At 59.6% G+C, this 540-nt stretch carries 1 protein-coding gene; it reads right to left on the bottom strand.

Annotated features, from left to right (window positions below; genetic code table 11):
- A partial coding sequence (locus BIV01_RS20135; RefSeq protein ID WP_441294380.1) for a hypothetical protein occupies positions 1-271 on the bottom strand: 271 nt, incomplete at its 3' end.
- Between the last annotated feature and the right edge of the window lie 269 nt (positions 272-540).

Genomic DNA, 540 nt, shown 5'->3' with positions numbered 1-540 from the left:
GCGTTGGCCAATGCTGTTGCAGGTGGCCCTTCAGGGCCATCACCGGCATCTGATCGACACCGGCGGCACCCTTATTGGATACCACCCGCTGATACGCACGCATCAGGTTCGGGCGCTCAAGCACCTGTTCCATCAGCGTGTTCGGCTCCGCGTTCGTCCACGAGTGAGCCCCCGCGTCTGCCTCGACACGGACTTCAGTCTCTGCCGGATACCGTCCAGCGCCTTCCTGAATGCCCTGCCCCATCCGGGTCGCTTCTGTCTTCATAAGCACACCACGAGAACTCATCGCCTACTAACGGCCAACCATGTTCGGTCCTTCAGTACGCGGTAACGCACCTACTATGACCTCTGCTGAGTTCTGGCGGTCCATCCCCACCCCTCACGAGGTGAGTAGCACAGCGGCAGAGCACCAGACTTCCCAGGGTAAGACGCGTGACCTTCACACTTATGCCCGCCGCATTTACGTCCACACCTTCCGTGCAAGTACAGGGCTTTGACGATAGTTGACGCCTTACCCGGTGTGACCGCCTCATATGCGAT

The sequence above is a fragment of the Curtobacterium sp. MCBA15_013 genome, from assembly GCF_001865095.1.
Classification (GTDB): Bacteria; Actinomycetota; Actinomycetes; order Actinomycetales; family Microbacteriaceae; genus Curtobacterium.
Note: the sequence above shows the minus strand (reverse complement) of the source record. Positions and strands in the feature narration are given on the sequence as shown.